Below are 26,227 nucleotides of genomic sequence, written 5' to 3'. Positions count from 1 at the left end.
CAAACGTTGCCTGACGCGGCGCTGAGCGGTCTGGGGGAAGTGGGGCACGCCCCCGCGCCGCCCGGCACGGCGCCTCGCCGCGTTGTCGCGGCACCCGAGTACGCCCGGTACGGGGGCGCCGCTCCGCCGTGCGATCCACCGCACCGCACGACGCGCAAACGCACCCCACTTCCCCGAGACCGCTGAGTGTCCGGACGGCGGACGGGATCGCGTCGTCCGGATGCGGCCCCGCCCGTCCCGGCGGAGGCTGGGCCCATGCACCATGTGCCGATCCTCGTCCACCCGATCGCCCCGGCCGGCGGCCGCCGGGTCTCCCTGCGCGCCGAAGGGCAGGACACGGTCCTCGGCATGGCCTTCAACGACGCCGACGTGATCGAGTTCCTGCGCCGGGCCGGTGTACCCGATCCCGACGAGGTGGTCCTCGGCGGCTCGGCGCTCGTGGAATGGCAGGGCGACGAGCCGCGCACCTACGAGGCGGAGCCCTCGGACACCGACATCCCGTGACACCGACATCCCGCGACGCCGCACCCCGAACACCGCGCCCCGGGCGGCCGGGAAGGCACCATGGGGGGTGGCGGCTGACCCGAGCCGCCCGTTCGGCAGATCCGGGAGAGAAGGGGAGACGGCATGCTGAAGGCCTTCACCGACCTGTCCACGCCGCTCGTGGCCGATGCCTGCGACCGCATCGGCGTGCCGCTGCGCGTCGCACCGCCCGGCATCCGCGCCGTGCTGCCGGAGCACCGGCTCGCGGGGCGCGCGCTCCCGGTCCGCCACTACGGCAGCGTCGACGTGTTCCTGGAGGCGTACGGATCCGCCGAGCCGGGCGACGTCCTGGTCATCGACAACGGCGGCCGGTCGGACGAGGCCTGCGTGGGCGACCTCGCCGTACTCGAGGCCGAGACGGCGGGCGTGGCGGGCCTCGTGGTGTGGGGGCTGCACCGCGACACGCCCGAGCTGGCCGAGATCGGCCTGCCCGTGTTCAGCTACGGAAGCCACCCGCCCGGGCCGGTACGGCTGGACGAACGCGAGCCCGAGGCGCTGGTCACCGCCCGGTTCGGGCCGCATCTGGTGGGCGGCTGGGACTTCGTCTTCGGAGACGCCGACGGTGTGCTGTTCGTCGCCGCCGACCGGGTGGAGGAGGTGCTGGACACCGCGCTCCGGATCCGGGAGACCGAGCGCGAACAGGCCCGCCGGATCCGCTCGGGCGACACCCTGCGCAGTCAGACGGCGTTCGCCGACTACCTGGTCCTGCGCGAGGCGGACTCCTCGTACACCTTCCGCCGGCACCTGCGCCGGACCGGAGGCGCCATCGAGGAGTGACGGCGCCGCCGAACCCCGGCTGCGCGGATCATCCCCGCGCCGCCGGGCACGTGGTGTCGCCGGCCGGCAGGGCGCCGTCCAGCAGATAGCCCTCGACGTGGGCGTCGACGCATGCGTTGCGGTTCTGGAACTGCCCGTGGTCGCCGCCCTCGACGGTGACCAGGCGCGATCCCGCCAGCCCCCGGTGGGCGCGTACGGCGGCCTCGTAGTACGTCGCCGGGTCGTTCCGCGAGTTGAGCATCAGCACCGGAGGCAGCCCCTCGCCGGTGACCTTGATGCGCGGCGCCTTGGAGCGCGGCCAGTTGGCGCAGACCGCAGCGAACGTCAACTCCCGTGCCCCTGCAAGGGGGTAGGTACGCGTGGCTTCGGCGCTCTCCTTCACCCAGTACCGGCTGTCGCGGTTCCACGGGGTGTCGCCGCAGGTGACCGCGAAGTAGTCGGCGACGAAGTCGGCGCTCATGACGTGTTTCAGCCGCCCGGCGACGGCCTTCCTCGTCTCCGCCGGCGCCTGCTCCGGATGTTCCAGGAAGCCGAGGAGCGAGGCGAGGTCCGCGAACTGGCCGGCGTTGTACAGGGCCTTCGTGGCCGCCGCGTCCAGGTGGTCGGGCGTGATGACCGTCCCCTCGACGGCCGTCGGCCGGTCGTGCAGCGCGGCCCGCAGCCGCTCGTACGAGGCCTGCGCCTCCTCGGGCGTGCGCCCCTGGTGGTACGTGGCGTCGTTGGCCGCCAGCCACGGCAGGAAGTCCTGCTCGAACCGGCGTTGGAAACTCATCGGCTGCCCCGTCAGGAAGGATTGCCAGTCCCCCGTGAAGTCGATGTTGCTGTCGAGGACGACCCGCTCGACGCGGCGGGGGAACTCGGTCGCGTAGTACGCCCCGAGGAAGCTGGCGTACGAGGGCCCGTAGTACGAGATCTTCTCCGCGCCGAGCAGCTCCCGGTACAGGTCCATGTCGTGCACGGCCTGATCGGTGGTGATGTACGGCAGCAGCCCGCCCGAGTTGCGCTTGCAGTCCTGCACGAAGTCACGGGCGCGGTCGAGGGTCTGCCGGACGGCGGCCGCCGACCGGTCGCGCAGATCGCCGCCGCCGAACATGGCGTCGACCTTGTCCTGGTCCGCGCAGACCACCTTCGTACTCGCGCCCACACCGCGCTGGTCGAAGCTGACGATGTCGTACGCGTCCGCCAGCTTCGGGCTGTACGAGGCGAGCCGGGCCGGCCGGGGGAGCCCCGAGGCCCCGGGGCCGCCGGCCGCCATCATGAGCACGCCCCGGCGCTTCGCCGGATCGGCTGCCCGGTGCCGGGAGACCGCGATCGTCAGGCTCGGTCCGGAGTCCGGGTGGTACCAGTCCCTTGGCACGGACATCGAGGCGCACTCCAGTGATCCGCCGGGACAGGGCTGCCAGTTGAGCTGCTGGTGCAGATACCGGTCGGGTGTCCGCGGGCTCCCGCCGCCCGCGCCGGTGGGCGCGGCGCTCGCGTGGCCGACGGGCAGGACGGCTGCGGCGAGCAGCCCGCAGGCGGCGGCCGCGAGCCATCGGGCAGGCTTCTTGAACACGTGCATGTCTGAACTCCCCCTGGGGTCCGGCAGGTCCCCTTGATCGTCCCGCGCCGGCCCCCGCCCCTCGATACCACTGCCATCCGCATCGGGGGTGGCAGTAGTGCCACCCCCTCCCGGGCTGGGGGTGGGTTCGCCGCCACCGCGCGGGGAGGCCGTAGCAGAACCGATACTTCACACCCCTGTGACGTGTGTCGCACCCAGCGCTACATTGCCCACGCCCCGCAGCTGCGGGTAGGTGCCGCACGTGCGGCCGGGGGAGGGGCATCGACGATGGGCTCTGGAGTTCTCGCGAAGCTGGGCACTGTGATCACCGCCAAGACGGCCGCCGTGGCGACCGCCGGCGCCCTGGTGGTGTCCGGTGCCGTCGGAGTCGGCGTATGGGCGGTCAGCGGTGGCCCGCAGCTGACCGTCGTCCAGCGCAGTGCCTCGGTGCCGGTCCCGGCGCGCGGCGAGCAGGCCGCGGTCGCCCCGTGCCAGGCGCACGAGAAGGCGCTCGGCGGCGGGTATGCGATCACCGGTACCGGCTTCGCCACGAGCAGTCTCTTCATGGGCGACGCCTGGCTGGCGGCCGCGTACAACCCGGACGACACGCCCGCCACGCTCACCTCGTACGCCCTGTGCATCAACGCGAAACCGGATTTCCTGGGCGGCGTCGACTGGACCGAGCAGGCGCACGCATTCCACGACCGGGGCAACAAGGTGACCGCCACCGGCGGTGCGATCATCCACGACCTCACGACCGACGGGCCGTTCGCGGACGCGGCCGAGAAGGCCACCGGCTGGCCCTCGTGTTCCGGCGACTTCACCCCGGTGGGCATCGAGTTCCGGGCGGGCCGCACCGTGTCGGGCCGCGCCGTCGGGCCGGTCCCGCTCGACAGCCTGACCACGAAGTCGTCGGGGGCCGGCGTCACCAAGCCCGTGCCCCGGGTCGCGCTCAACCCGGGCACCCGGCTGAGCACCGGCGTGTTCCCGCTCCGTTCGTCCGAGAACATCGTGCGCCAGACCCGGATCGAGGACCCGCAGCCGCCGGAGTCGAACTACGCGGTCGCCGTCCGTCCGATCTGTGTCCGGCTGAAGAGCGTGTCCGTGGCCACCGTGAAGGTGGCGGTGGCCGCGGGCGGCAGCGCGGACACGGCCGTGTCCTGTCCGAAGGGGAAGCTGGTGGTCGGCGGCGGCTTCCAGTTCCCGGCCGACAACGAGAAGGGCGCCGCAGAGGCTCCGACACGCTTCTTCGGCGACGGCTGGCTGTACGCGCCGACCGACGCGCCGGCGGCCGGTGAGCCCTCGGGCCACAAGGTGAAGGCATGGCACGTCACCGGCAGGAACCAGCAGAAGGCCGGTGTCGACTACTACAACTCGGTCTGGATCGAGCACAGCGACCGCGAGACGCTCACCGGCAACGGCTACTTCGACACGCACGGCCGGGGCCCGGACGACCAGGCACTGCGCGTGTCACCGGTGCCGGACAGTCAGGAGCTGGTCGCCAGCGCGGTCTGCGCCACCATCGACGCCAAGCCCACCGAGCCCGCCAAGGCCCCCTCGCCGCCCGCCGTCACCAGGCCGGAACTGCCGCACGCACTCGACCCGCTGCCGGGTGCGACGGGCGGCACGGGCTCCGCGTCGCCCTCGGCCTCCGCCCCGACCCCCGGCGCCTCGCCCACGACGAGCCCCACCGCCTCGCCCGGTACGTCTCCCACGCCCGGCAGCCCCAACAGCCCGGGGACCCCGACCACGGGCGGCCCGAGCCGGCCGGCCACCCCGTCGCAGAGCAGTTCGCCGACCCGCCAGCAGCCGCAGGCCCCGGCGGTGAGCATCCAGCAGCCCGGCGCCGGCGGACAACTGCGGCGCGGCTGCGAGGAGCCGTTCGCCGGGACGGCCCGGACCCGCCCGGGCAACCAGCCCGTCACCGACCCGCAGTACACGAGCTGGCGGATCAACGGGCCGAACGGGCCCGTGACCCTGGGCGCGGGAGCGTCGGGCCGCTTCCTCGTCCCGCTGCTGCCCGACGGAACGTACAAGCTGGTGTTCAGCGCCACCGATCCGGCGGCCGCACTCACCGGCAGCGCGGAGATCTCCGTCAGGATCGTCGGCTGCCTGCGCTGAACACAGAAGACTGAACGGGGAACACCCTTCGGGGGAACGGCGCCGCGAGGGTGGCCGGGGTTCCGGACGGAGAGGATCATGAGGAGGGCGCCGGCCCGCCGGGCCCCGCCCCGCCACCGAGTCCAGGAGGTACGTGTGTCTGCCGCGTCGAGCACCGCGTCGTCGAGTTATGCATCCGGGGTCTTCGAAGTGCCGCTGCTGGGCGACACGATCGGCGAGAACCTGGACCGGACCGTCCGCCGGTTCCCCGACCGCGACGCCCTCGTCGACCTCGCCGCCGGGCGCAGGTGGACCTACGCGGAGCTCGCCGCCGACGTCGACGCCCTCGCGCTGGGCCTGCTGGACCTGGGCATCGTCAAGGGGGACCGGGTCGGCATCTGGGCCCCCAACCGCGCCGAGTGGACGCTGGTGCAGTACGCCACCGCGAAGATCGGGGCGATCCTCGTCACCGTCAACCCGGCTTACCGCTCCCACGAGTTGGAGTACGTCCTGCGGCAGTCCGGGATCCGGCTGCTCGTCGCGGCGGAGCGCTTCAAGACCTCCGACTACGCCGGGATGATCGAGGAGGTGGGGCCGCACTGCCCGGAGCTGGAGTTCACGGTCCTGCTGGACGGGCCGCGGTGGACGGCCCTGCTCGAGCAGGGCCGCCGGGGCGACCCGGCCGACCTCGTCCACGCGGGGGCCGGGCTGAGCCCGGACGACCCGATCAACATCCAGTACACCTCGGGGACCACCGGCTTCCCCAAGGGTGCGACCCTGTCGCACCACAACATCCTCAACAACGGCTTCTTCGTCGGCGAGTTGTGCCACTACACCGAGCAGGACCGGGTCTGCATCCCGGTGCCGTTCTACCACTGCTTCGGCATGGTCATGGGCAACCTCGCGTGCACCAGCCACGGTGCGGCGATGGTCATCCCGGCGCCCTCGTTCGACCCGGGGGCCACCCTCGCGGCGGTCGAGGCGGAGTCCTGCACCTCCCTGTACGGGGTTCCCACCATGTTCATCGCCGAGCTGGCCGCACCCGGCTTCGACGCGTACGACCTGTCCAGCCTGCGCACGGGGATCATGGCGGGATCGCCCTGCCCGGTCGAGGTGATGAAGGAGGTCATCGACCGGATGGGCATGCGCGAAGTGTCCATCTGCTACGGGATGACGGAGACCTCGCCGGTGTCGACGCAGACCCGCGCCGACGACTCGGTCGAGCGCCGGGTGTCCACCGTCGGCCGCGTCGGACCGCACCTGGAGGTCAAGGTGGTCGATCCGCAGTCCGGGCGGACGGTGCCCCGCGGCGAGCCGGGGGAGCTGTGCACCCGCGGCTACTCGGTGATGCTCGGCTACTGGGGCGAGCCGGAGCGCACCGCCGAGGCCGTCGACGCGGCGCGCTGGATGCACACCGGCGACCTGGCGGTGATGGACGAGGACGGCTATCTGAGCATCACCGGCCGCATCAAGGACATGGTGATCCGCGGCGGGGAGAACGTGTACCCGCGGGAGATCGAGGAGTTCCTCCACGCCCATCCGGACGTCCTGGACGTCCAGGTCATCGGCGTCCCGGACCCCAAGTACGGGGAGGAGCTCATGGCGTGGGTGCGGATGCGCGAGGGAGCGGAGCCGCTGACCGCGGCCGCCGTCCGCGCCTTCTGCGACGGACGGCTGGCCCATTTCAAGATCCCGCGGTACGTGCACGTCGTGGACGAGTTCCCGATGACGGTGACCGGGAAGATCCGCAAGGTCGAGATGCGCGAGGCGGCGGCCCGGCTGATGGAGCTCTCCTCCTAAGCGGTCTCGGGGAAGTGGGGCACGCCCCCGCGCCGCCCGGCACGGCGCCTCGCCGCGTTGTCGCAGCACCCTGGTACGTCCAGTACAGGCGTGCCGCTCCGCCTTGCGATGCACCGCACCGGACGACGCGGAAACGCACCCCACTTCACCGAGGCCGCTTAGTGCCTGGCGCGGCACCAGCAGCCGGGCCGAACGGCGAGGTTCAGTTACGGGGAGACAGCTCGGCCATGGCGCTCCAGCCCTGGCCGGGCACCTCGACGTGGATGATCTCCGGCGTGTCGGCGATGGCGCCCGCGAGGGTCTCCATGCCGGCCTTGAAGTGGTCGGACGCGACGTGCGCGGCGCCCGCCTCGGCGTCGGTGAAGGCTTCCAGGAGCGTGTACTTGTTGGGGTCGTCGACGCTGCGCGACCAGTCGTAGAACAGGTTGCCCGGCTCGTTGCGGGTGGCCCGGGTGAACTCGTCGACGAGGGTGAGCCAGTTGTCGCTGTGCTCCGGACGGACGTCGAACCTGACGGCGATGAAGATCATGCCGACCAGCCTGGCAGGCCGCCGCGGGCCGCGCATCCCCATCGCGCCGTATTTCCGGCAGGGTCGGAATCCCGGCGCCCTCCGGGGCGCCCGCGGGGCCGTCCGTCAAGCGCAGTCCGCCGCGGCATCCGCGAGCGCGGTGCGGATCTCCTCCGGGCGCCGCCGGAACTCCCCGGTCGGCAGCGACACCGACAGGGCATGCACTGCGTCGCCGTCGTCGCCGCGCCCGCGCGGCAGGGCGACGGCCAGGCAGGTGTACGAGGGGTCGGCCTCTCCGACGGAGAGGGCGTAGCCCTGCCCCCGGACTTGGGACAGCTCCGCCTCCAGCAGCCCGGCGCTGGTGATGGTGGCCCCGGTCAGGCGGGCCATCCCGTGCTCGGCCAGGTACCGCCGCCGCAGCGGCCGGGGCAGCTCGGCGAGCAGCGCCTTGCCGTGCGCGGTGGCGTGCGCCCGGGTCTCCCGCCCGGGGGTGAACGGGTTCGCCGCGTCCGTGACCGGGGCGGTGGTGTCGACGACGGTGATCAGGCCGCCCCGGTAGGCGGTGTGGTACGCCTCGGCGCCGGTGGCGCGGCGCAGCCGGGTGAGCAGATCGGCCATGCGCGGCGCCGGCTCCAGCTGCCGGAGCAGGCTCCGGTGCAGCCCGGGGACGCGCGGCCCCAGCACGTACCCCTGCCCGGTGCGGACGAGGTACCCGCGCGCGGTCAGCGGGGCCAGCAGGTGGTAGGCGGTGGACAGGGAGCACTCCGTCCGGCGTGCCAGCGCCTTGGCGCTGACCGGCCCGGCCGCGTCGGCGACGGCGTCGAGGATCGCCAGCGCGCGGTCGACGGACTGCGGACCGGTGGACGGCATGGTGGGTTCTCCCGAGGGTGAGGGCACGGATCCCCCGAGCCTATGACGCAGCGGACGGGCGGCGTTCATCGAACGTTGACCGGACGCAGAGCGGGAGCGCGCACAGTCGTGCGTATGGACAGCGAACACGGCACCCCCGCGAGGCGGTACGACCCTGCGGCGGTTGCGGACCTCAGCGGCATCCGGCTCGCCCACCGGGCGATCCTGGCCGACATCGAGCGCCTCGCCCGGCTGCTCGCCGCTCTCGCCGCGGCCGCGGAACCGGCCGGGCCCGCGCGGGCGGAGGCCGTCGCCCGGTACGTGCACCGCTACCACGCCGTCGTGCGCGGCCACCACCGCGGCGAGGACGAGATCCTGTGGCCGGTGGTCCTGGACGCCGTACCCGACGCGGCCGACGCAGTGGCCGGCATCGTGCGCTTCCTCCACGACCACGAGGCGCTCGACGCGCTCCAGGCCGCCTGCGACGCGGCCGCGGACCGCTTCGCCGCCGAACCCGGCCGCCACGCCCGGCGGTTGGCCGGGCTCCTCGCCGACCAGCGGGACCTGCTGGCCGAGCACATCGAAGCCGAGGAGCAGCACGTCTTCCCGGTCATCGCCGCCCGGGTGCCCGGCGCCGCCTACGCGGCCGCGGAGGCGCGCATCCGCAGCGCCGACCGGTCCGCCGACCCGGCCTGGGCCCGCGCGTGGCTGCTGAGCCACGCCACCGAGGACGAGGCCCGCCGCCTGCTGCCCGGCCCTGCCGCGGACCCGGCCGCCCTGGAACCCCTGCTACGGGCGTACGCCGCCGAAGTGGCGCTGGTGTTCGCGGCCTGACCGCGGTTTCAGCCGTCGGCCCACTGCCGGGCCAGCGAGGCGAAGGCGCGGGAGGCGGCGCTCTCGTACGCGCTCTCCCGGCGCAGGAGGACCACCGTCCGCGCCGGGAGGGCGGGGGCGAGGGGGACGGGGTGCAGCGGGGTGTGGTCGCGGGTGAGGGCGTCGGGGAGCACCGTGGCGAGCCCGGTGCGCCGGACGATCTCGGTGAGGGCGCTGATGGAGTTGGCCTCCACCGCGATCGGCGGTTCGACCCGGTGCCGGTGGAAGTACGCGTCGATGTGGGCCCGGGTCGCGAAGTCGCCGCTGAGCAGCGCGAGGGGGCACGCGGCGAGTTCGGACACCGGCAGGGGCTCGGTACGGCCGGCGTGCGGGTGGGCGGGGCCGACCACCAGGCCGAGGGACTCGGTGAACAGGTCGGTGGCGCCGACGCCGGGCAGGTGCGCGCCCTGGAAGGCGATTCCCAGGTCGACGGCATCGGCCAGCAGCGCCGACTCCAGCTGACCCTGCGTCATCTCCTTGACGTTCAGGGTGATTCCGGGATGCAGGGCATGGAGTTCCGCGGCCAGCGGTCCCAGCAGGTACGCGGTGAACGTCGGCGTCATGGCGAGGCGCAGGCTGCCGCGGGAGAGGTCCGCCACGTCCAGGACGGCCCGCTCCGCGGCGGCCAGGTCCCGGAGCGCGCGGCGCGCGTACGGGACGAAGGTCGCGCCCGCGTCGGTCAGGCGTACGGCGCGCCCCGTACGGTCCAGTAGCTGGACCCCCACGGTCCGCTCCAGCTGCTTGATCTGCTGCGACAGCGTGGGCTGCGAGATGTGCAGCTCCTCGGCGGCGCGGGTGAAGCTGCCGTGTTCGGCCACGGCCAGCAGATAGCGGAGATGGCGCAGTTCCAGAGGCATGAGCACCACTATAGATATCAGCAATAACGATCATGAATACTGCGTCTTGGACACTATAGGTACAGGTCATGCAGGGTGGAACTCGTCAGCCCGACCGGGGCAGGCACCACCGAAGGGAGTGACCGTGCAAGATCTCGCCGAGGGCGTCGAGCACTTTCAGCAGGACGTCTTCCCCGCCAAGGCGGAGCTCTTCGCCCGCCTGGCGACCACCCACCGGCCGCACACCCTCTTCATCAGCTGCTCCGACGCCCGCGTCGTCCCGGAGCTGATCACCCAGCGGGAGCCGGGCGAGCTGTTCGTCATCCGGACCGCCGGCAATCTCGTACCGGCCCAGGCGGCCGCCGGCGACGGCGCCACCGGCACCGACGGGGTCGCGGCCAGCATCGAGTACGCGCTCGCCGTCCTGGGCGTCCGCGACATCGTGGTCTGCGGACACTCCGCCTGCGGCGCCATGACCGCACTCGCCGCCGGCCAGGACCTCGCGGAGCTGCCCGCCATCGCCGGCTGGCTGCGCCACGCGGCGCCCACCGGGACGCCGCAAGGCGAGGTCGAGGTCCTGATCCGCAACAACGTCGCCGCGCAGCTCGCGAACCTCGCCACGCACCCCGCGGTCGCCCGCGCCCTGGCCGCGGAGGCCGTCACCCTGCACGGCTGGGTCTACGACATCCCCACCGGCACGGTCGAGCAGATCGACCCCGCCACCGGCCGGTCGGCCGCCCCCGCGGCTTGATCCGCCCCACCCGCCACTCCACCCCTGAAGGGAACCTCCCATGATCCACGCCCAGTTCGCCCCCTCCGCCCGCCAGGCCCTGGCCGACGCCGCCGTCGACGCCAAGATCCGCAAGAACCTCAGCTGGCAGCAGATCGCCGACGCGGCCGGCCTGTCGGTCGCCTTCGTCACCGCCGCGGTGCTGGGCCAGCACCCTCTGCCGGCCGCCTCCGCGGAAGCCGTCGCCGAGCTGCTGGGCCTCGACGCCGAGGCCGCGCTGCTCCTGCAGACGATCCCGACCCGGGGCTCGATCCCCGGCGGCATCCCGACCGACCCGACCATCTACCGCTTCCACGAGATGCTCCAGGTCTACGGCACCACCCTCAAGGCCCTGGTCCACGAGCAGTTCGGCGACGGCATCATCAGCGCGATCAACTTCAAGCTGGACGTCAGGAAGGTGGCGGATCCCGAAGGCGGCGAGCGCGCCGTCATCACCCTCGACGGCAAGTACCTCCCCACCAAGCCGTTCTAAGCGGCCTCGGTGGAGTGGGGCACGCCCCCGCGCCGCCCGGCATGGCGCCTCGCCGCGTTGTCGCAGCACCCTGGTACGTCCAGTACAAGCGTGCCGCTCCGCCTTGCGATGCACCGCACCGGACGACGCGACAACGCACCCCACTTCCCCGAGGCCGCTTAGCCGCTCCAGCCCTGCTATGCGGAGGCGTCGAGGAGCGTCTCGGCCACCGCGGTGCGGGCGTACAGCACCGAGCGGCCCGCCCGGTGCGCGCTGACCAGGCCCGCGTCGCGCAGCGCGGTCAGGTTCTGCGACACCCCGGCCGCCGAGAGCCCCGTACGGCGGGCCAGCTCGGTGGTGGAGGCGGGCGCCTCGAGCTCCGTCAGCAACAGGGTCCGCGAACGGCCGAGCACGACGGCGAGGGCCTCGGCCTTCCCGGCCGGCGGCCGCGACGCCCACAGCGCGCCCACCCCGCGCGCCGGATAGGCGAGCTGCGGCGGATCCGGCGGCGTCATCCGGGTCAGCAGGCCCGGCCCGAGGAAGGCCGAGGGCACCAGCAGCAGCCCCCGGCCCGCCGTCTCCCGGGACAGGGGCCGGGTCCGGCGCACCAGCCGCAGGGCGTTGTCGTCCCACTGCACCGCGCTGTGCAGCTCGTTGATGACGTGGCCGGCGCCCTGCTCGGCCGCCTGCCGGGCCCGGTGGAAGACATCGGCCTCCAGCACCGAGCGGATCCGGGCCCAGTACGGGGCGAGCGCGAGCTTCCAGTACGTCTCGATCTCCTCCGCCAGCCGGGGCAGCCGGGCCTGCGGGTCCGCGTGCAGGGCCCGTGCCCGGGGGCCGAGCGAGCCCTGGTGGTAGCGCAGGTGGTCGAGGTTGCGGCGGACCGGGCCGGCCGGAGCGGCCAGGACCCCGGCCAGCTCCGCCGCCAGGGCGGGGGCCGGCCCGGCGGACGCAGGGTTGAGGAAGTGGGGCACGTACCCCTTGGGCGGGATCAGCTCGGCGAGCCAGCCCCGGTCCAGCCCGGCGGCCGCCAGCCGGGGCCGTACCTGCTCCGCCCACGGCCGGTACACGGGCGAGACGGCGCCGTCGTTCAGCAGCCGCCGGAAGCTGGTCACCACCTCCCACAACGGCGAGATGGCGAACCGCATCTGCGCCAGATCGCCCGCCGAGAACGCCAACTCCACCAGGAGGACCACCCCTTGGATTCACCCATGCCCGAATCAATGGCCCCGAGCCTACTGCGCGGAGATCATTCCGGCATGACCTCTCAGACGATCACCGCGGCCGCCTCGGGCACCTGGAAACTCGGCGACCTCGAAGTGAACCGCCTCGGCTTCGGTGCGATGCGACTGACCCAGAACGGCCCGGCGTTCGCCCCCGGCGCCGCCCCCAGCGACCGCAGCCGGGCGATCGGCGTACTGCGCCGCGCCGTCGAGCTCGGCGTCAACCACATCGACACCGCCGCCTTCTACTTCTCCCCGCTGCGCTCCGCCAACGAGCTGATCAACCAGGCCCTGGCACCGTACCCGGACGACCTCGTCATCACCACCAAGGTCGGCCCCGGCCGGGGCCCGTCGGGACAGTGGCTGCCGCACGCCACTCCGGAGCAGCTGCGCGGCCAGGTCGAGGAGAACCTGCGCCAGCTCGGCCGCGACCACCTCGACGTGGTCAACCTGCGCATCGTCGGGACCGATTCGATCGCCGAGCGCTTCGGCGCCCTGGCCGACCTGCGCGAGGCGGGACTCATCCGCCACCTCGGCCTCTCCAACGTACAGCCCGAACACCTCGCCGAGGCCCGGGCCATCGCGCCGGTGGCCTGCGTACAGAACCTGTACGGGCTCGGCGCCCGGCCCGAGCAGGAGGCGTTCCTGCACACCTGCGGCGAGCAGGGCGTGGCGTTCGTGCCGTTCTACTCGATCGCCGGGACGGGACGCGAAGCGGGCGCGAGCGGCGCCGAGCACCCGGAGGTGCTCGCCGTGGCCCGCGCCCACGGGGTGGGCCCCGCCGAGATCCGGCTGGCCTGGACCCTGCACCGCGGACCGCACGTCCTGGCCATCCCCGGAACCGGCAACCCGGACCACCTCACCGCCAACGTGGCCGCCGGCGCCCTGCGCCTCTCCGGCGAGGACCTCGCCTTGCTGGACTCGCTGCACTCCGGGGGAGCGTGACGGCAGACATCCCACCGGGGGCAGACCGACTGCCGACCCACCGGTCGGCCGGCTCGCCGTCCGCCCCGCCGTGGCGGAACGGACGGCCGGGTGCCCGGTCAGCGGGGACCGAGCGGTCCCTTCCCGGCGACGGTGTTGCCGGTGACCGTGCCGTCGGCGCCGGCCAGGGTCACGGCGTGCCGGACCCCGTCGGGACCGAGGACCACGGCCAGCCAGGCGCTGCCGCCGCCCTGCTGTGCGACGGCGCGCAGCGATTCGAGCTTGCCGCCCTCCACGGCGGCCGTCGCCTTCTCGACGGCCTGGGCCGCCGGCAGCGCGGGCAGCGGCACCGGGGCGCCCTTGGCGGATCCGTCCGCCCGTCCTCCGGGACCGCGGCCGCCCGGTTCCCGGCCCGGGAGGCCGCGGTCGCCGTCGACGACCTCGGGCTCGGCGCCCTTGTGCAGCTTCGGGCCCATCGGGCCCTGCGCCGGCTTCCCCGCACGGCCGTTTTCGCGGACCTTGACGCCGAAGCCGTCCCGCATGTGCTCCCGGTGGCCGTGCTCGGCCGCGGCCACCGCTGCCGCCCCGCCGCCGATCAGGACGACCAGCCCGAGGGCGACCCATCGCGTACGCCCCTCACGGGCCAGCCGGACCAGCCGGCCGCGGCGACCCGCCACCGCACCGGTCGCGGTCTCGGTCGCGTCGGCCTTGGCCTCGCCCGGGCCCGCGGGCGGCTCGGGGGGCTGGGGACTGGACTGAGTCATCGGCATGCTCCTCGCGTTCTCCGAGCACCCTGCCCGGCTCGGCAGATCCTGCGCGCCCGATGCTGAAGCCTCGCTGAAGCCACCTGAAGACCTCTTCAGCAAGCCGTCGGCGCGACCTGAGAACCTTGTCCCCATGCGCGTACTGGTGGTCGAGGACGAACGGCGGCTCGCCGCGGCCCTGCAGCGGGGTCTGCAGGCCGAGGGCTTCTCCGTGGACGTCGCCCACGACGGCCCGCAGGGCCTGTGGCTGGCCGGCGAGCACGACTACGACGCCATCGTGCTCGACATCATGCTGCCCGGGCTCAACGGCTACCGGGTCTGCGCCCGGCTGCGCGCGAGCGGCTGCGAGTCGGGGATCTTGATGCTCACCGCCAAGGACGGCGAGTACGACGAGGCGGAGGCCCTCGACACCGGCGCGGACGACTTCCTCTCCAAGCCCTTCTCCTACGTGGTCCTGGTCGCCCGGCTGCGCGCTCTCATCCGGCGCACCGGCCGCCGCAGCCCGCAGGTCATGGAGTTCGGCGACCTGCTGATCGACCCCGCCGGGCAGCGGTGCACGCGCGCCGGTACCGAAGCCCGGCTGACCTCGCGCGAGTTCGCGGTCCTCGTGTACCTGGCCCGGCGGGCCGGGGAGGTCGTACCCAAGCGGGAGATACTGGAGCATGTCTGGGACGCCGCCTACGAGGGTGACCTGAACGTCGTCGAGGTCCACGTCAGCGCCCTGCGCCGGAAGATCGACGCACCCTTCGGCCGGGCCGCCGTGGAGACCGTCCGCGGCGCGGGCTACCGGCTGGCGGCCGACGGTGGCTGAACCGAAGACCGGCGCCGCCGCCCGGTCCCTCGGCGGGGTCCGCCTGCGCGCCCTCCGCCGGATCCGCTGCACCGCGCGGCGCCTGCGCCCCCGGTCCGTCCGCGCGCGGGCCACGCTCGGCGCCTCCACCGTGGTGGCCCTCGCCCTCGGCGCGGCCTCCTTCGCCCTGCTCGGGATGCTGGACGGCAACCTGATGCGGAACGCCCAGGCCGATGCCGAACGGCAGGCCCTCTCCACCGCCGGGCTCGCGGCCGCGGGCCGGCTCGACACCGTACTGGCACCCGGGCGCGACACCGACTTCCTGCAGGTCGTCGACGCCGACGGCCGTGTCCTGGCGGCGAGCCCCAACCTCGCCGGCCGCCCCGCCCTCTCCCCGGCCCGCCCGGGCAAACCCGGCACGGTCCGCCGCACGTGGAAGGAGGGCCCGGCCCGCGGCGACCGCCGCCATCGCGTCGTCCAGGTCACCACCGTCACCGGGGAGGGACTGGTCACCGTCTACGCGGGGACCTCGCTGCGGCAAGCCGACGCCGCCGACGACGTCATCACCGGCGCGCTGGCCGTCGGAGTACCGCTGCTCGTGCTCACCGTCGCCCTGGTCACCTGGCGGGTGACCGGCTGGGCGCTGCGCCCCGTCGAGGCGATCCGGGCCGAGGTCGCCGAGATCAGCGACCGCGACCTGCACCGCCGGGTGCCGGTACCGCGCAGCCAGGACGAGATCGCCCGGCTCGCCGTCACCATGAACACCACCCTGGACCGGCTGGAAGCCGCCGGGATCCGTCAGCGCCGGTTCATCGCCGACGCCTCGCACGAGCTGCGCAGCCCGATCACGGTGCTCCGCACCCAGCTGGAGGTCGCCCAGGCCCACCCCGATCCGGCGCTGTGGGGCGAACTGGTCAGCGGGGCCCTGGAGGACACCGTACGACTGCAGGACCTCGCCGCCGACCTGCTCCTGCTGGCCCGCCTGGACACCGGCGAACCGCCCCCGGCAGCAGCCGTCGACCTCGCGGACGTCGCCCGCGAGGCGGCCCGCTCGCGCAGGCGGGACCGGATCCCCGTCGACATGGAGATCGCTCCCGAGGCCACCGTGCGCGGCAGCATGCTGTGGCTCTCCCGGCTCGTCACCAACCTGCTGGACAACGCCCAGCGCCACGCCGACCGGCGGGTCCGGCTCCTCCTGCGGGTCGACGCGGCCCGGCGTACGGCCGTGCTGGAGGTACGCGACGACGGGCCGGGCATCCCGGTCGCCGACCGGGAGCGGGTCTTCGAGCGGTTCACCCGCCTCGACGACGCCCGCAGCCGCGACGAGGGAGGCACCGGCCTGGGCCTGGCCATAGCCCGCGACATCGCCACCCGGCTGGGCGGTTCCCTCACGGTCGAGGACGCCCCGGCCGGCGCACGTCTGGTGGCCCGCCTTCCGCTGGACTCCGCCTGAAGCGGGCGGATATCCGGTTCTGATTGTTCCCCGTTCTGCTTTTTTCGCACCTGTCCAACTCTGTTCACTCCATGCTTGCCTCGGCTCTCGAAGGGGGGCGTCAGCAACGCCAGAGCCGCATCCCGAACAGACATCAACCATGGCGCACACAGCCAGAGGACGGCGCGATGAAGAACAACCGGATGATCGTCACCGTGGTGGCGCTCTTAGCGATCTTTGCATTCAGTGTGGTGATGGTGGTGGCGGGACAGCCCGTCGCAGCCGTCACCGCACTCATCCCGTCGGTCGCGCTGGGCGTGCAGCAGATCGTGCAGGCGGGCACGGGACTTGCGGAGAGCCGCCGCGAGCGGCCCTCCGTACAGGTGCCCGACCGGGACGAGGAGCCGCGCGGATGAACCTCCACTCGGCACCCCAGGACGTCCCCCAGGGCCGGCGCGGCAAACCGGGCCGCCGACTGGGGCCCATCGCGGACGGCACCGGAGCGGCGCACCGCGCCTGGCTCGAGCCGCTGCGCGACGCCATCCACGGCAGGGGAGTGACCCTGGAGGAGCTCCAGGCGCGCACCGGCCGGCCCAAGGGGCACATTTCCGAACTGCTGCGGGCCGTCGGCCGCTATCCCCGCTGGGTCTTCGTCCGTACGGTGCTTCTCGCTCTGGACCGGCCCGGCGTGCCGTACGACACGATGCGGCTGCGCTGGGTGCTGGCAGCGCGGGACCTCGGCAAGCGCACGTCGTGGATCAAGGACTGCCTCCACGAGGGCGGCGCCCGCCACCGCACCCGGGCCACCTCGGTCCCCCTGGACTACCTGGCCTTCCGGCAGATGCACCACCCGCACTACACCTGCTACGCCTCGGCGTACCTGCGCCGCCCCGGCCTCGTACAGAAGGCCGTCGACGACGTCTTCACCCTGCTGCTGATGCTGTGGCACGACGCACTCGCCAGCGAGAACCCCGAGCGGTTCGCATGGCCGATCCTGCGCCAGACCGTGCTCGAACGCGCGCCGAAGGACAACGGCCGCCCCTCGCTCCTCGAAGCCGCCTTCGACACGGTCGCCCTGGACCTCGCCCCGGACCCGATCGGCCAGGTCGAGGAGTCCATGGCCCTGTTCCGGGCCGTCGCAGACCTGGCGCCGCTCCAGCGGGACGTCATCGTCCTGCTGTACCTGTGCGGGCTGGAGGACGCCCGGGCGGCAGACGAACTGGGCGTCTCCCTCGCCGCCGTGCGGTCCACCGCCCGGCACGCCAAGCGCAACCTGCACGCCGCCCTGTACCCGGACACCACCACCGAGGAGGAGGTCTCCGGTGACCTCGACCATTGACCAACTGCTGGCCCGCGCCCGCCTCCACGACGCCTCGCACGCGCCCACCGACATTGCCGACACCCGCGGCGCACCGCACCACGAGCCGGGCGCACGGGCGCCCGGCGCGACGGCGGCCGAACCGCACAAGGACGTGCGGGGAGCCGCGCGCGACCTCCAGGCGCTGTGCGAAACGGCCGTCACCGGCGCCGCCGTCGCCGCGCTGGGCGACTTCCTCACGAACAAGCTGCCCCAGCCCTCCGGTGCGCGCGTCCTGGGCTGCATCCTGCTGCTCACCGACGCCGAGGACTCCGCCCGCTTCTGGTGGCAGTACGCGGCCGGCGCCGGAGACTCGATCGCCTCGTACTGCCTGTACCTCCACCACCTCGCGCTCGGCGAGAACCACGAAGCCCTGTGGTGGCGGCGCCAGACGACCCCGTCCGCCGCCCGGCACGCGGCGGATTCACCGAATGCGGCCGATGCGCCGGGCGTGGCGGACGCACCGGACGCACCGGACGCGGCCACCGTGGTCTTCGACGGTGCGGAGCGGAACCTCGCGGCCGATGCGAGCCTGCCCACCACCCTGCGCGTCCTGCGGGCGCTACGGCCCAGCGGAGGCGGGTCGAAGCGCGGCTCGAGCACGGTCAAGGCCGTCATGGAGTACGTCTCGGCCGCAGTCAGCTACGTGGACGACGATCTCGAACTGCCGTTGCCCGACCCGGACTTCACCGACCGGATCCGCGCCCTGACGGCCGCCGCCCGCCCGGCCCGGCCCGGCCGCCGCACCCCGCCGAGTCTCCCGCCCAGGCTCCGGGCCACCTGATCGCCACCGCCTGGAACAGAGGTGCCGCTCGGCAGGGGACCGCCGAGCGGCACCGGCTGCCGGGGTCAGCGCGAGCCGTGCTCCGGGAGGTCCTGCTCGGCCGGGGCCGCGGTCAGGTCCGGGATCAGCGCGAAGCTGCGCTGGGCGGTGGGGGCCGCAGGCGCCTTCTTCCCGCAGAAGGCGCCCTCGAGCGTGCCGCCCAGGGCCGTGTTGGCCTCACCCTTGTTCGAGGTGTTCGCCACCGCGGCGAGGCTGCGCTTGCCGTCGCGGGTGGCGAAGGCGTACGTGTAGAAGCCCTGGACCGTGCCCGTGTGCCCGTACACCGAGGTGCCGCACGACAGGTCGTAGCGACGCAGGCCCAGTCCGTAGAAGCGGGTGTTCGTGGTGTCCGTCGGGGTCATGGTGAGCATGGCGTCGAGCGTGCGCGGTGCCAGCAGCTTGCCGCCGAGCAGCGCGGACATGAAGGTGTTCAGATCGGCCGTGTTCGAGATCATCGCACCGGCGGACTGCGCCCAGGACACCGTCTGCTCGGTCGAGTCGACCAGCGGCGCCCCGGCCTCGTCCGGGTGGAGGTAGCCGTGCAGGTGCGGACCCTTGATCGCGGTCGAGGGGTGCACGTACGAGGTGTTCTTCAGCTTCAGGGGCTTGATGATGCGGCGCTCGTACTCCTTGGCCACGCCGTGCCCGGTGGCCTTCTCGATGAGCATGCCGACGACCACGAAGTTGGTGTTGGAGTACTTGTACGAGACGCCCGGCTCGGTCGTGCGCGGCTCGCGCAGCGAGAGGGCGACCAGCTCCTGGTAGGTGAAGACCTTGTTCCGGACGGCCTCGAAGCCGGGCACGGTCTTGTCGAACATGGCGTTGGTGTAATCCGCCAACCCGCTGCGGTGGGTGAGCAGATGCCGGACCGTGATGCGGTCGTCGGGCAGCAGGCCGGGCAGGTACTGGTTGACCGGGGCGTCCAGGCTGATCTTGCCCTCGTCCACCAGCTGGAGCAGTACGACGCTGGAGAACGACTTGGTGACGCTGCCGATCCGGAAGCGGCCGTTGATGTCCATGGCCGCGCCCGTGGTCCGGTCCTGCACACCCACCACACTGGTCAGCGGCGCACCGGAACCGGTGATGCGGACCATGGCGCCGGGCGCACCGACCGCAGTGGTGTTCTTCAACGCCTGCGTCACGGCCTCGAGATCGGGCTTCGGCGCGGGAGCGGCGGTCTGCGCCGCCTGGGCGGAGAACGGGGCCGCCGCTGCCTCGGCGGCTGTCGCGGGCACCGCACCGGCGAGCACGGCGAGCAGGGCGGCACTGATGGTCAGGCGTCGGTCGAGAGGCAGGCGCACGTTGTTCCTCAACTGCAGAGTGACGGGAAGGGTTTCGCGTTCGTGGACTCGCCGCCGCGGGGCGGTGATCAAGGCCGCGGCCTGCGATCGTACGTGCCGGACGGGTGTGGACCGAGTGCGTGCCGCCTCAGAACGTGCAGGTGGGGACGTTTTCCAGCCACGCGGCGCCCTGGATGTAGATGTTGGTGACCCATGCCTTGTAGTCGGGCAGATAGGACCAGGCGTCGTTGGTGTAGCCGTCGGAGGTGACCTTCTCCGCGTGCTTCTGGCACTCGACGCGGATCGTCGTCGGCCCCGGGAAGGCGTAGACGCGCGCGGCCGCGGTGGACGGCTGGGCTTTGGTCCAGACACCGGTGCCCCAGGTCCGGAACACGTGCCCGGTCACCGGACCGGGGTCGATCCGCACCGCCCCGTAGTAACCGCTGTTCAGCCGGACATCGCTGACCATCAGTTTCGTACCGGACTGCCGGGCCTCCGCCATCTTGCCGGCGCCCAGGTAGATCGCGATGTGGTGCAGGTTCTGGGAGGTGCCCCACACCAGCAGATCGCCGGGGAGCAGCGGGGCCAGGCCGTCGGCCGCGGTGAAGCGGCCGGCCGCGTGGTGCGTGTAGTACTGGGCGCTGGCGACCCCGTTCAGGATGTCCGACCCGGTGGCCTCGGCATAGGCGTGGCGGACCAGTCCCGAGCAGTCGAAGCCGAGCCGCTCGGGATCGTGTGCGCTGGCCGGATCTGTAGGGTCCACCTGCCCGTACGTGGCCCCGGGCTGCGGACCGTGGCCGCCGCCCCACGTGTACCAGACGTCGGCCGCGACCTGTGCGCAGGCGGCGCCGACGGCCCGCTCGGCTGCGGCGGACGCCCCCGGGGCCAGGACCCGGCACGAACTGTCGGCGGCCGCGGCCGACACGGGGGGCCACAGGAGGCAGACCAGGAGTGCGATGAGTGTGCCGATGAGACCGGACCGGCGAAGCATGCGGGATCCTCGATTCTCGTTGCCTGGGGAGGGGCCGTGGGGAGAGGCCGTGGGGAGGGGCCGTAGGGAAGCCGTGGGGAAGCGCCGTGGTGGGGGCGGCCGTTGGCGTGCGCCGCAGACGGAACGAGCCTGCGGGCCGCGGCCTCCCCGCGTCGAGGTCCCGGCGGCACCCCACCCGGACGGGCAACGGGAAACCCCTGGGAAACCCCCGCCGGTCAGGGGCCTTCGGCGCACCGCGCGGCGGCGTCGCCTGCGTGCAGCCGGCAGATCTCCGCCAGCCGGGCCCGGAGGTCCGGGTTCCACAGCCGCACCGTGCCGTCGTTGCTGCTGCTGGCCACCGTTCGCCCGTCGGGCGAGAAGACCACGCCCCACACCGCGCTGGTGTGGCCCGTCAGGGCGGCCCACAGCCGCCGCCCGGCCACGTCCCACAGCCGCACGGTGCGGTCGTTGCCGCTGCTGGCCAGCGTCCTGCCGTCGGGGGAGAACGCGACGGCGCGGGCGGAGCCGGTGTGGCCCGCCAGCACGGCCTCGGCCGCGAACCGCCGGGCGTCCCACAGCCGTACGGTGCCTTCGTTGCCGCTGCTCGCCAGCGTCCGCCCGTCCGGGCTGAACGCGACGGCCCGTACCGCGCCCGCGTGACCGGTGAGCGTGGCCAGCGGCCGCCGCCCGGGCACGTCCCACAGACGTACCGTCAGATCGTCGCCGGCGCTCGCCAGCGTGTGGCCGTCCGGGCTGAACACCACGTCGTTCGCGAAGTCGGTGTGGCCCGTGAGCGTGCCCAGGGCCGTACGGGAGGCCACGTCCCAGAGCCGCACCGTACGGTCGGAACCGGCCGACGCCAGCAGCTTCCCGTCCGGGGAGAAGGCCACCGAGAACACCGTCCCGCTGTGACCGGCCAGCGTGCCCAGGGCCGTACGCGAGCCCACGTCCCACAGCCGGACCGTCCCGTCGGAGCCCGCCGAGGCCAGCAGCTTCCCGTCGGGGGAGAAGGCCACCGAGAACACCGTCTCGGTGTGGCCCGCGAACGTCGCGACCACCCGCCGCCCGGCAACGTCCCACAACAGCACCGTGTGATCGGCGTCGGCCGTCGCCAGCAGCTTCCCGTCCGGGCTGTACGCGGCGTGCCAGATCTCTGTGAACGGGCGCGAGGTCAGGACCGGACCGCGCAGGTCCCAGAGCACCACCGACTGGTCGAAGGCAGCGGTGGCCAGCATCGTGCCGCCCGAGTCCACGGCGACGGCCAGCACATAGTCGGTGTGCCCGGCCAGCGTCGAGGTCAGCCGGCCGCTGCGCACGTCCCACAGCCGGGTGGTGCCGTCGCCGCTCGCGCTGACGACCGTGGCGCCGTCCGGGGTGTAGGCGACCGCATTGATGTCGTCGTTGTGGCCCGTCAGCGTCGCCGTCGTACGGCCTTCGGCCACGTCCCACAGCCGCACGGTCCGGTCCACGCCCCCGGAGGCCACCGTCCGTCCGTCGGGCGCGAACGCCACGCCCAGCACCTCGCCGGTGTGCCCCTCGAGGACGGCGAGCTGACGGGCCGCCACCGGGTCCCACAGCCGTACGGTCTGGTCGGCGCCCGCCGACACCAGCGTTCTGCCGTCCGGCGCGTACGCCAGGGCGTTGACCCTCCCGGTGTGGCCGGTCAGCACCGCCGCCGCACCGCTGCCCGCGGGATCCCACAGCCGGACCGTCCCGTCGGCGCCCGCCACGGCGAGCGTGTGCCCGTCGGGCGCGAAGGCCACGGCGCGGGCGTCCGCCGACTGCGCGGGGAGCACCGCGAGCCCGTGTCCCTCCGTGTCCCACAGCCGTACCGGACCGTCCGTGGACGTCGCCGCGAGGGTGCGGCCGTCGGGGCCGAAGGCCACCGCGCGCACCCGGCCCGGCACGGTCAGGGTCACCGTCGTCCGCCGGTCCGCGACCCGCCGCAGCAGCACCTTCCCGTCGGAACCGGCGGTCGCCAGCAGCCGGTTCCCCGGGGCGAAGGCCACCGCGTTGACCGGGCCGCTGTGCCCGCCGAGGCGGGCGAGGAACGGCTGGGCCTGCGTGCTCAGCAGTGCGCCCCGCGCCTGGGGCGTCGCCTCGGTGCGGTACGCCTCCTCGGCGAGCCGCATCGAGACCTCGGGCTGACCGGCGGCGAGGGAGGTGGACTGCACGGCGAGGGCCTGCGAACGGGCGATGCGCTCCTGGCCGAGCGCGCCGGCCCGCTGCTGGTACGCCAGCGCCCCGGCGGTCAGGGCCAGGGCCAGCAGGCCGACGAGCATGGCCAGCATCCGCTGCTGGAGCCGGACCTGGCGCCTGGCCTGCGTCCGCCGGGCGTCCTCCGCGGCCTGGCTCGCGCGCAGGAAGGCCGCCTCCCGGGGGCTGAGGCGGCTCCTGCCGTCGAGTTCGTCGGCCCAGGCACGGGCGCTCTCCAGCCGGGTGCCGCGGTACAGGACGGACGGATCGCGGCCCTCGCGCTCCCACTCCTCGGCGGCCTCGGCCAGTTGCCGGTGGACCAGCAGCCCGTCGCGGTCGGCGTGGATCCAGCCGCGCAGCCGCGGCCAGGCGTGCAGCAGGGCCTCGTGGGTGATCTCCACGGTGTCGCTGTCCATCGTGATCAGCCGGGCCCGGACGAACGCGTCCAGGGCCGCCGCGGCCCGGTCCGCATCGGCCAGCTGCTCCATCAGCGCGGTCCGGTCCGTCCGCCGCCGCGTCGCCCCCGTGCCGTCGGCGACATGGACCAGCGCCACCAGGATGCGGCGGATCGTCCGCTGCTCGGCCGGGTACAGGCGGGCGAACGCGCTCTCGGCCGTGTGCGCGACCGCGCCCTGGATCCCGCCCGTGTCCTCGTAGCCCGCGACGGTCAGGGTGGTCCCCTCGCGCCGCTGCCAGGTGGCCATCAGCGCGTGGGACACCAGCGGCAGCGCACCGGACGGCGTGTCCCCCGGCCCGCCCGCCGGGGCCGGCGTCCCGGACTCCTCGCGCAGGCCCGCGTCCCGCAACAGCAGGGGGACCAGACCCGCCTCGAGCGTGAGCCCGGCGAGTTGCGCGGGGCGGGTGATCGACTCGCGCAGCTCCGCCACGGACATCGGGGGCAGGACGAACAGCCCGTCGGTGAAGACCGAGGCCAGTTCGGGAACGTCCAGGCAGCTGGCGGAGAAGTCGGCCCGGACGCCGAGCACCACGACGGCCGGGTCGTGCGCCGTCGGCCCCGGCTCCGATGCGGCCAGGGCGCACAGGACGCGGACGAAGCCGCGCCGCTCCTCCTCGTCGGAGCAGAGGGTGAAAAGTTCCTCGAACTGATCGACGAGCAATACCGGCCGGACGGTGGGCAGCCGGTGCTCCCGGGATCGCGCCGGGGTGTCGCCCGCCAAGTCGTTGACGGCCTCGAGCAGCCGCTGCGGCCGGTCCCGCAGCTCCCGTACGGTGAGGCCGAGATCGCCGCCGAGCACCTTCGCGGTGCAGTCCAGCAGCTCCTGGAGCGGATGCGCGGTCGGTGTGAACCGTACGACCGGCCAGCCGTCGGCGCCCGCCATCGGGAAGCCGCCGGTGCGCCGCAGGGCCGCTACGAGACCCGCGCTGAGCAGGGACGACTTGCCGGCGCCCGACCGGCCCACGAGCATCAGCGGACCGCTGCCGATCCGTTCGAAGACCCGCTCGGCCAGGGCGGCGGTCACCCGGTCGCGGCCGAAGAACCAGCCCGCGTCCCGCGAGGTGAAGGCGGCGAGGCCGCGGTAGGGGCACTCGCCCGCCGACTGCGGGCCGCCCGCGCCGTCGGCGCCGGCGCCCGTGCCCGATCCCGCCCGGGCCCTGGGTACTTCCGCCTCCGGGACCAGCCGTAACAGGGCGCCCCCGGCCTCCAGTACCTGGTCGCAGCGCAGCGCGACGTCACGGGTGACCCGCTTGGCGCCGGTCTCGATCTTGCTCAGGTAGCCCTTGCTGTAGTGCGTCCTGCGGGCCAGGTCGGCCAGCGACAGACCGCGCTGTACCCGCAGCTGCCTCAAGCGGGCGGGAAAGGACGCGCCGGAGCCGTCGGTGGCCGGGGCGGCCTCGGTGGCTTCAGGTGAATCGTGCTGGTGATCGGTGTTCCGTCCGCGGTCCGGGTCCCCCACGGCATCCCCCATGGCAGAGCGCGCCCAGGTTGTGAGATGGAAGGTCCCAGGCTACCGCGGGGGTCGGACTGCGGAGCACGCGTTCTGCCCGGCGTGGCGCAAAACGCGCAGCACAGCGGCCTTCCGGAGCCGCCGCAGCCGACGGATCCGGAAGGCCGTGTGAACAGGTGCTCGGTTACGGTCGGTTGAGGGTGATGGAGTTGATCGGCCCGAGGTCGGCGTAGACGCCCGTCCCCTCGGCGATGCGGGACCCGCAGCCGGCGCCGTTGGAGCCGGTGCACAGGCTGGCGGTGGCTCCGCCGTACTGGTTGTTGAGGACCCAGTGGTTGCCGAACTGGTTGCTCAGGTTGTGGGCTCCGTAGCTGTAGAAGATCTGGCTCGGCTTCACGGCCGGGTTCTGGTTCTGCGGGTAGATGCAGACCGCTCCGTACGGACAACCGGCCCAGTCGTCGGCAGGCTTGGCGTCGGCCGCGCCGCCCAGTGCCACGACGGCCGCGGCGGCGGTGGCGAGCGCGGCGGCGCCGCGGATCATCTTGCGCATCTTGTCCCCCTGTTGGGTTGCCTCGGTGCTGACGTGCTGACACCTTCAGCCTTGCCCGGCCGCCCGCGGGGGTCGACGGGTTGCCTGTTGCCCATCGGCGGCGCGGCCGGGAAACCGCCCGTGACCTGCCCGGTTGCGAGGCGGTGGTCAACTCGGGAGAGGCGGCGAGAAGCGCCAGCGGGTCTGGCTGTACGGATCGCCCTTGCCGAAGCCGAAAGCCGTCCGGGGCGCGACGGCGAAGACCAGGGCCCGCCCCGCCTCCGGGTTGACGAACGCCCCGTCCCGGACGTCGAAATGCCATGTGGCCCCGTACTTCGTCTCCCACGCGGCGGCCAGCGTCCGCAGCCGCGCCTCGTCCTCGACGCGGACGGCATCACCCTCGACGACCAGGTCGTAGCCGGAGTCGAGCGTGTTGCAGCCGGTGGTGAGGACGACCGCCGGGTTCTCGGACAGGTTCCTCGCCTTGCGCTCCTGTCCGCCGGTGCAGAAATGCAGTGCGCCGTCCGCCCACACCCCGATCAGCGGCGTCACGTGGGGGCGCGCGTCGGGCCGTACGGTGGTCAGCCAGTACACCTCGGCCTCCGCGAGCCGGGCCACGGCCTGCCGCCAGGCGACGGGCTCGGCCTTCGGGTCGCTGTAGCGCTCGTCCAGCTCGGCGCGGGGTTCGGTCTGCGTCATGGGCGTCTCCTCCTGGACACGATGCTGCCCGGGGCCCGGCCCACCCGCACCCGCGCGGCACCCGCACCCGCACCCGCGCGGCACCCGCACCCGCACCCGCGCGGCACCCGCACCCGCACCCGCACCCGCGCGGCACCCGCACCCGCACCCGCACCCGCGCGGCACCCGCACCCGCGCACGCCTGCGGCGGCTGCGGCCGGTGTCACCGGGGGTCACCGGCCGGCTCCCGTGCGGCGCCGTGATGTCCTCCTTCGCGATGGCGGGCA

24 protein-coding genes are annotated in these 26,227 nt (G+C 73.6%); 13 read left to right on the top strand and 11 right to left on the bottom strand.

Going from position 1 to position 26,227, the window contains the following annotated elements:
- Positions 1–255: 255 nt before the first annotated feature.
- Together AB0M76_RS30910 and AB0M76_RS30905 are read left to right on the top strand one after the other, a co-directional pair.
- Positions 256–504: a hypothetical protein gene (locus tag AB0M76_RS30910; protein WP_365956030.1), complete on the top strand. Its 249-nt coding sequence runs from the start codon at positions 256–258 to the stop codon at positions 502–504.
- 123 nt (positions 505–627) lie between these two features.
- Positions 628–1,320, top strand: a complete 693-nt coding sequence (locus tag AB0M76_RS30905; protein WP_365956029.1) for an RraA family protein — start codon at positions 628–630, stop codon at positions 1,318–1,320.
- A 28-nt stretch (positions 1,321–1,348) separates the two neighbouring features.
- On the opposite strand, the gene AB0M76_RS30900 is transcribed toward AB0M76_RS30905, so the two are convergent.
- Complete coding sequence (locus AB0M76_RS30900; RefSeq protein ID WP_365956028.1) at positions 1,349–2,881, bottom strand: alpha/beta hydrolase; 1,533 nt, start codon at positions 2,879–2,881, stop codon at positions 1,349–1,351.
- Between the two features lie 267 nt (positions 2,882–3,148).
- Here AB0M76_RS30900 and AB0M76_RS30895 point away from each other — a divergent pair, with 267 nt between their 5' ends.
- Together AB0M76_RS30895 and AB0M76_RS30890 are read left to right on the top strand one after the other, a co-directional pair.
- A complete protein-coding gene (locus AB0M76_RS30895; RefSeq protein WP_365956027.1) occupies positions 3,149–4,981 on the top strand; it encodes a hypothetical protein in 1,833 nt (610 codons plus the stop codon).
- 78 nt (positions 4,982–5,059) lie between these two features.
- Positions 5,060–6,760, top strand: coding sequence for an AMP-binding protein (locus AB0M76_RS30890; RefSeq protein WP_365956025.1), 1,701 nt, complete (start codon positions 5,060–5,062; stop codon positions 6,758–6,760).
- A gap of 202 nt (positions 6,761–6,962) precedes the next feature.
- Here the strand turns inward: AB0M76_RS30890 and AB0M76_RS30885 are convergent, their stop codons facing one another.
- A complete protein-coding gene (locus AB0M76_RS30885; RefSeq protein ID WP_365956024.1) occupies positions 6,963–7,289 on the bottom strand; it encodes a putative quinol monooxygenase in 327 nt (108 codons plus the stop codon).
- A gap of 105 nt (positions 7,290–7,394) precedes the next feature.
- Positions 7,395–8,138 carry an IclR family transcriptional regulator C-terminal domain-containing protein gene (locus AB0M76_RS30880; protein ID WP_365956023.1) on the bottom strand — a complete coding sequence of 248 codons (744 nt, stop codon included), beginning with the start codon at positions 8,136–8,138 and terminating at the stop codon, positions 7,395–7,397.
- Positions 8,139–8,252: 114 nt separating this feature from the next.
- Between AB0M76_RS30880 and AB0M76_RS30875 the strand changes: the two genes are divergently transcribed.
- The gene (locus AB0M76_RS30875) at positions 8,253–8,951 is read left to right on the top strand and encodes a hemerythrin domain-containing protein (protein ID WP_365956022.1); all 699 of its coding nucleotides are present in this window, start codon (positions 8,253–8,255) and stop codon (positions 8,949–8,951) included.
- Between the two features lie 8 nt (positions 8,952–8,959).
- Here AB0M76_RS30875 and cynR read toward each other — a convergent pair whose 3' ends face one another.
- On the bottom strand, positions 8,960–9,847 hold the full coding sequence (gene cynR / locus AB0M76_RS30870; RefSeq protein ID WP_365956021.1) for a transcriptional regulator CynR: 888 nt from the start codon (positions 9,845–9,847) through the stop codon (positions 8,960–8,962).
- A 124-nt stretch (positions 9,848–9,971) separates the two neighbouring features.
- Between cynR and AB0M76_RS30865 the strand changes: the two genes are divergently transcribed.
- Both AB0M76_RS30865 and cynS read left to right on the top strand, forming a co-directional pair.
- Positions 9,972–10,577, top strand: coding sequence for a carbonic anhydrase (locus tag AB0M76_RS30865; protein WP_365956020.1), 606 nt, complete (start codon positions 9,972–9,974; stop codon positions 10,575–10,577).
- A 40-nt stretch (positions 10,578–10,617) separates the two neighbouring features.
- Positions 10,618–11,088: a cyanase gene (gene cynS, locus AB0M76_RS30860; RefSeq protein WP_266670191.1), complete on the top strand. Its 471-nt coding sequence runs from the start codon at positions 10,618–10,620 to the stop codon at positions 11,086–11,088.
- Between the two features lie 176 nt (positions 11,089–11,264).
- Here cynS and AB0M76_RS30855 read toward each other — a convergent pair whose 3' ends face one another.
- Positions 11,265–12,245, bottom strand: a complete 981-nt coding sequence (locus AB0M76_RS30855) for a DUF5937 family protein (protein WP_365956077.1) — start codon at positions 12,243–12,245, stop codon at positions 11,265–11,267.
- A gap of 81 nt (positions 12,246–12,326) precedes the next feature.
- On the opposite strand from AB0M76_RS30855, the gene AB0M76_RS30850 reads away from it, so the two are divergent.
- Positions 12,327–13,235, top strand: a complete 909-nt coding sequence (locus AB0M76_RS30850) for an aldo/keto reductase (RefSeq protein ID WP_365956019.1) — start codon at positions 12,327–12,329, stop codon at positions 13,233–13,235.
- A gap of 98 nt (positions 13,236–13,333) precedes the next feature.
- Here AB0M76_RS30850 and AB0M76_RS30845 read toward each other — a convergent pair whose 3' ends face one another.
- Positions 13,334–13,978 carry a hypothetical protein gene (locus AB0M76_RS30845; RefSeq protein ID WP_365956017.1) on the bottom strand — a complete coding sequence of 215 codons (645 nt, stop codon included), beginning with the start codon at positions 13,976–13,978 and terminating at the stop codon, positions 13,334–13,336.
- A 133-nt stretch (positions 13,979–14,111) separates the two neighbouring features.
- Between AB0M76_RS30845 and AB0M76_RS30840 the strand changes: the two genes are divergently transcribed.
- The 5 genes from AB0M76_RS30840 to AB0M76_RS30820 all read left to right on the top strand — a co-directional run bounded on the left by AB0M76_RS30840 (position 14,112) and on the right by AB0M76_RS30820 (position 18,341).
- Positions 14,112–14,789: a response regulator transcription factor gene (locus AB0M76_RS30840; RefSeq protein ID WP_365956016.1), complete on the top strand. Its 678-nt coding sequence runs from the start codon at positions 14,112–14,114 to the stop codon at positions 14,787–14,789.
- Positions 14,782–16,221, top strand: coding sequence for an ATP-binding protein (locus AB0M76_RS30835; RefSeq protein WP_365956015.1), 1,440 nt, complete (start codon positions 14,782–14,784; stop codon positions 16,219–16,221). Before AB0M76_RS30840 ends, AB0M76_RS30835 begins: the two co-directional genes overlap by 8 nt.
- A gap of 167 nt (positions 16,222–16,388) precedes the next feature.
- Positions 16,389–16,616 carry a hypothetical protein gene (locus tag AB0M76_RS30830; protein ID WP_266632259.1) on the top strand — a complete coding sequence of 76 codons (228 nt, stop codon included), beginning with the start codon at positions 16,389–16,391 and terminating at the stop codon, positions 16,614–16,616.
- Positions 16,613–17,539 (top strand): sigma-70 family RNA polymerase sigma factor, encoded by a 927-nt coding sequence (locus tag AB0M76_RS30825; protein ID WP_365956014.1) that lies wholly within the window; start codon positions 16,613–16,615, stop codon positions 17,537–17,539. Before AB0M76_RS30830 ends, AB0M76_RS30825 begins: the two co-directional genes overlap by 4 nt.
- Positions 17,523–18,341, top strand: a complete 819-nt coding sequence (locus AB0M76_RS30820) for a hypothetical protein (protein WP_365956013.1) — start codon at positions 17,523–17,525, stop codon at positions 18,339–18,341. Before AB0M76_RS30825 ends, AB0M76_RS30820 begins: the two co-directional genes overlap by 17 nt.
- Before the next feature lie 65 nt (positions 18,342–18,406).
- Here the strand turns inward: AB0M76_RS30820 and AB0M76_RS30815 are convergent, their stop codons facing one another.
- From AB0M76_RS30815 to AB0M76_RS30795, 5 genes are all read right to left on the bottom strand, one after another.
- A complete protein-coding gene (locus AB0M76_RS30815) occupies positions 18,407–19,675 on the bottom strand; it encodes a serine hydrolase domain-containing protein (protein ID WP_365956076.1) in 1,269 nt (422 codons plus the stop codon).
- Between the two features lie 133 nt (positions 19,676–19,808).
- The gene (locus AB0M76_RS30810; RefSeq protein WP_365956012.1) at positions 19,809–20,651 is read right to left on the bottom strand and encodes an NlpC/P60 family protein; all 843 of its coding nucleotides are present in this window, start codon (positions 20,649–20,651) and stop codon (positions 19,809–19,811) included.
- Between the two features lie 215 nt (positions 20,652–20,866).
- Positions 20,867–24,742, bottom strand: a complete 3,876-nt coding sequence (locus AB0M76_RS30805; protein ID WP_365956011.1) for a helix-turn-helix domain-containing protein — start codon at positions 24,740–24,742, stop codon at positions 20,867–20,869.
- A 175-nt stretch (positions 24,743–24,917) separates the two neighbouring features.
- Complete coding sequence (locus AB0M76_RS30800; protein ID WP_267001604.1) at positions 24,918–25,283, bottom strand: hypothetical protein; 366 nt, start codon at positions 25,281–25,283, stop codon at positions 24,918–24,920.
- Positions 25,284–25,430: 147 nt separating this feature from the next.
- A complete protein-coding gene (locus tag AB0M76_RS30795) occupies positions 25,431–25,961 on the bottom strand; it encodes a pyridoxamine 5'-phosphate oxidase family protein (RefSeq protein ID WP_365956010.1) in 531 nt (176 codons plus the stop codon).
- Positions 25,962–26,227: the final 266 nt, after the last annotated feature.

The sequence above is a fragment of the Streptomyces sp. NPDC051364 genome, from assembly GCF_040682115.1.
Classification (GTDB): Bacteria; Actinomycetota; Actinomycetes; order Streptomycetales; family Streptomycetaceae; genus Streptomyces.
The sequence above is the reverse complement of the archived record's forward strand: the minus strand, read 5'-3'. Positions and strand labels throughout refer to the sequence as shown.